Origin of the sequence: Pleurocapsa sp. CCALA 161, from assembly GCF_003003995.1 — a bacterium.
Lineage (GTDB): Bacteria > Cyanobacteriota > Cyanobacteriia > Cyanobacteriales > Xenococcaceae > Waterburya.
Genome location: NZ_PVWF01000236.1, coordinates 1 through 3,190 on the forward strand (window position 1 = coordinate 1; position 3,190 = coordinate 3,190).

Annotated in this window: 5 protein-coding genes; 1 reads left to right on the plus strand and 4 read right to left on the minus strand. The window is 41.1% G+C overall.

What is annotated here, in order from left to right:
- Positions 1-92 precede the first annotated feature (92 nt).
- Complete coding sequence (locus C7B62_RS25105; protein ID WP_106244246.1) at positions 93-515, plus strand: heavy metal-responsive transcriptional regulator; 423 nt, start codon at positions 93-95, stop codon at positions 513-515.
- A 65-nt stretch (positions 516-580) separates the two neighbouring features.
- On the opposite strand, the gene C7B62_RS25110 is transcribed toward C7B62_RS25105, so the two are convergent.
- From C7B62_RS25110 to C7B62_RS25120, 4 genes are all read right to left on the minus strand, one after another.
- On the minus strand, positions 581-1,237 hold the full coding sequence (locus C7B62_RS25110; protein ID WP_106244250.1) for a hypothetical protein: 657 nt from the start codon (positions 1,235-1,237) through the stop codon (positions 581-583).
- A 207-nt stretch (positions 1,238-1,444) separates the two neighbouring features.
- Positions 1,445-2,062 carry a class I SAM-dependent methyltransferase gene (locus tag C7B62_RS25115; RefSeq protein ID WP_106244253.1) on the minus strand — a complete coding sequence of 206 codons (618 nt, stop codon included), beginning with the start codon at positions 2,060-2,062 and terminating at the stop codon, positions 1,445-1,447.
- Between the two features lie 148 nt (positions 2,063-2,210).
- Complete coding sequence (locus C7B62_RS26380) at positions 2,211-2,381, minus strand: hypothetical protein (RefSeq protein ID WP_199194377.1); 171 nt, start codon at positions 2,379-2,381, stop codon at positions 2,211-2,213.
- 128 nt (positions 2,382-2,509) lie between these two features.
- Positions 2,510-3,118 carry an MFS transporter gene (locus C7B62_RS25120; RefSeq protein ID WP_106244256.1) on the minus strand — a complete coding sequence of 203 codons (609 nt, stop codon included), beginning with the start codon at positions 3,116-3,118 and terminating at the stop codon, positions 2,510-2,512.
- Between the last annotated feature and the right edge of the window lie 72 nt (positions 3,119-3,190).

Here is a 3,190-nt window from a genome sequence, read left to right on the forward strand (position 1 = left end):
ACACCCGAAAAAGCAGGCAAATACGAGTTTACTTGCGGGATGAATATGTTTCGGGGAGTCGTTGAGGTTTTATAATCATTAGGAGATTTACTATGTTAACTCAAGAAAAACCAAAACTAATTGGTGCGATCGCCAAGCAAAGTGATATTCCCATTAGAACCATTCGCTATTACGATGATTTGGGTTTACTCAAGACTAATGGTAGAACTGAAGGCGGCTATCGTTTGTTCGACTCGGATGTCTTTGTTCGTTTGAAATTCATCAAACGCGCACAAAATTTAGGATTGAGTTTGTCGGAGATTAAAGAGTTTTTAGAAGTACATGATCGAGGAAACTTACCTTGCGACCATATTAAACTAAAGCTGGAAGAGAAACTGCTCGCGATCGAGCAGCACATTCAACAACTCCAAATTCTCAAGCAAGAGTTAAAGGGACTTTTATCTGGTTGGCAAAAAATTCCCGAACAGCCTGAAGAAACAATTTGTCCGATTATCGAGCGAGCGGATATCCCTTAAAAAAGAATTATGGTTGTAATGGTTCGATCGGCTATAAACTTTATAACAATTGCTGACAGATTTGCTCAAATCGTTATTGAATCAATTTCGTAATCTACTGTATCCATTAGTTTCCCATTAATATCTCCCACTCTAGGTTGAATTGCCTGATAACAACAATCTGTTAAAAACAAGACAAACTCGGTCAAGTTGCCGAACTGAATTTGTACCGACAAAAATTCTTCGCTTACGCGCATTGGTGGAACTGCCGTACCTTTGGCATAATAAACAACAGGTTGTCGTGCATCTAAACGAATCATGCCGTAATATTTATCTTTACCATCATTTACAATAAAAATTGGCAGCAAATCGATGAGACAACGACCTAACTTAAGATGACGATGCCCTGCCCAAGCATAGTTTAGAGGTAAAAACTTAGCAATAATTAGGCGTTCGCCATATTGCAGATGAAGTTCATTTTCTCTACCAGATAATTCACCGTGCCATTTGTTCTTCAATCTGATTAGTCTATCTGTAAAGCTTATATTTGTTGGTTGACCAGATAGCCCATTATGCCATTGATATAAATCGTACACATCATTGGGAAGTGTTGGGAAACCTGCGTTCAATTTATCGATCTCTGTACGAGTCAAACCCGATTGTAAACGATTTGCAACTTCTTTAGATGTAGTTTGCTCTAGAACTCGATCAAAACGGTTGAGTGCTTCGGTTAATTTAATCATCGCTATTCTTTAAAATCGAAACTTATTTAATAACTAAGACGAATAAAACTGCAAATTCGTGACAAAATAATTTTTAAATAAAACTTGTCTTGTTCGATAACAGATTACAAAAAAGTGGGACGGGGACGAGTGATATGAACTTCGCTGAGGGCTTTGAGATTTGCTAACATTTCTCGTACCAAGTAAGGAATTATTCCTCGCCATCCATTATTGAACATTTCTTCCTTGTACGTACACCGTCGAAATAGGCTTCATCATTTTCCGTTCCACTTTGATATCTTTAAATCCCGCCATTTCCAGATAGCGTGCGAACCTTTCTCCCGCTTCAGTCGCATCATCTTCTGTAGCACCAGGAATTCTGGGCTGGTGAACGAGGGCTATGATTCCTCCCTTGCGCAACTGCTCTCTTAGCTTTCTCAGCACGTCAGTCTTGTTATCCCAGTTATGAAAGTTATTAACAGCCAGAATCTTGTCAAATGGGTCATCGAAGGAGGGCAATTGCGATACCGAAGTGAGAACCAATCGCACTCTTCCAGCCGAAATAGCGCGTTGATTTCTTTTTGAAGCTTGCCTGAACATCACTTCAGAATGATCGATACCCCAAATAACACCGTAGATCGCAATTTCACTTATCTTTTGGATCGTTACTCCAGGCCCGAAACCGATTTCCAGGAGGCGGTCGGAGGGTTGCAGGTTAAGCAGGGAAATTGTCCACTCATTGCGTTCAAGATTTGAGGGTCTATGTGCCATGATGAAGCCAGCGATATTCCCAAAAAATCCTGTGGGACGGGCGAATTGTGCTACAATTTTGTCTACAAGACTCATAAGACACCTCTCTAACCGTTTTGTCGCCAGAATACAGACACACAAGGCAAAACGGGCAACTATTTATTATGCGGAGACTTTCTGTATATCCACCCTATAGGTCATGATATCCAGAATTGTTCTTTAGTGGTATTGAGCCAGAAATTTTCTAGACATCATACTTTGGTAAGGGATGCACTACCTTTACTTCTAGCGTACCAACAGCATATTGTTCATTAAGAAATATAATCGCCCGTTCTAATCCACAATAATTCAACTTCAAACTACTTCCCAGCACCGAAGCCGTAACCATTTGATTAGGTTTAATCGGTATCTTCACGAGCGACCCCGCGTTATGCGTAGCGGTATACCACAAGGGTACAACGTCCTTTAGGACGGCGTAAGACGTTTACACCGCATAGTTTGGTGCAAGGGAATGCGCGAGTATATCTTCAGAAAAATTAATAGTCAACTGACCATGCAAGAAGATAGTACAGAATGGAAGTGCAAATGGCTGTGAGGTTGCTGCATTAATCTCTCCAAAGCTTGATCGTGCTGATGATATTCGTCGTGAATGTGTTCGTGTTCGTGCCAGAATCCTGCGGTTAAATTTTTAGGTTTGAATACAGTCTCTAAAACTACTAACAAAACTATTATGATCGCAGCACACCCAAAAAAGTTATATTCTGTTAAATGACTGCCCAGCCAACCTGCAAGAGGATAAGAAAAACCCCACCATAGATGACTCCAGGCAAAGTGAGCGCCATAAACTTTTCCCTGCGCTTGTGTGGGAATGCGATCGGCAATTAGCATCTGAGTTGGCAAATCTACTAAAGATTGTCCCGCCCCAGCGATCGACCACAGCAGCAGTAACCAAGGTAAATTAACAAAGTTGGCAGGTAAGAGGGCAACGGCGATCGCGATCGCGCCAACTCTAACTAAAGTCGTCCATTCTAATTTTTGACTCAAGTTGCCAAACATCACCGAAGCGATCGTTGCCCCAATACCGAATGCTGCCATTACCCATCCATATTCAACATTACCTAGCTTAACTATGATTGATACTTCAGTTGCGATCGCACTAACCGCTACTAGCTCTCATTTAAATAACAATGACAATCTGGCTTTTCTATCAACGAATCCGCCAAA

What these genes read in the sequence shown, in the direction of transcription:
- C7B62_RS25105 (WP_106244246.1), top strand. Translation starts at nt 93, where the DNA reads ATGTTAACTCAAGAAAAACCAAAACTAATTGGTGCGATCGCCAAGCAA.
- C7B62_RS25115 (WP_106244253.1), bottom strand. Translation starts at nt 2,062, where the DNA reads ATGAGTCTTGTAGACAAAATTGTAGCACAATTCGCCCGTCCCACAGGA.
- C7B62_RS25110 (WP_106244250.1), bottom strand. Translation starts at nt 1,237, where the DNA reads ATGATTAAATTAACCGAAGCACTCAACCGTTTTGATCGAGTTCTAGAG.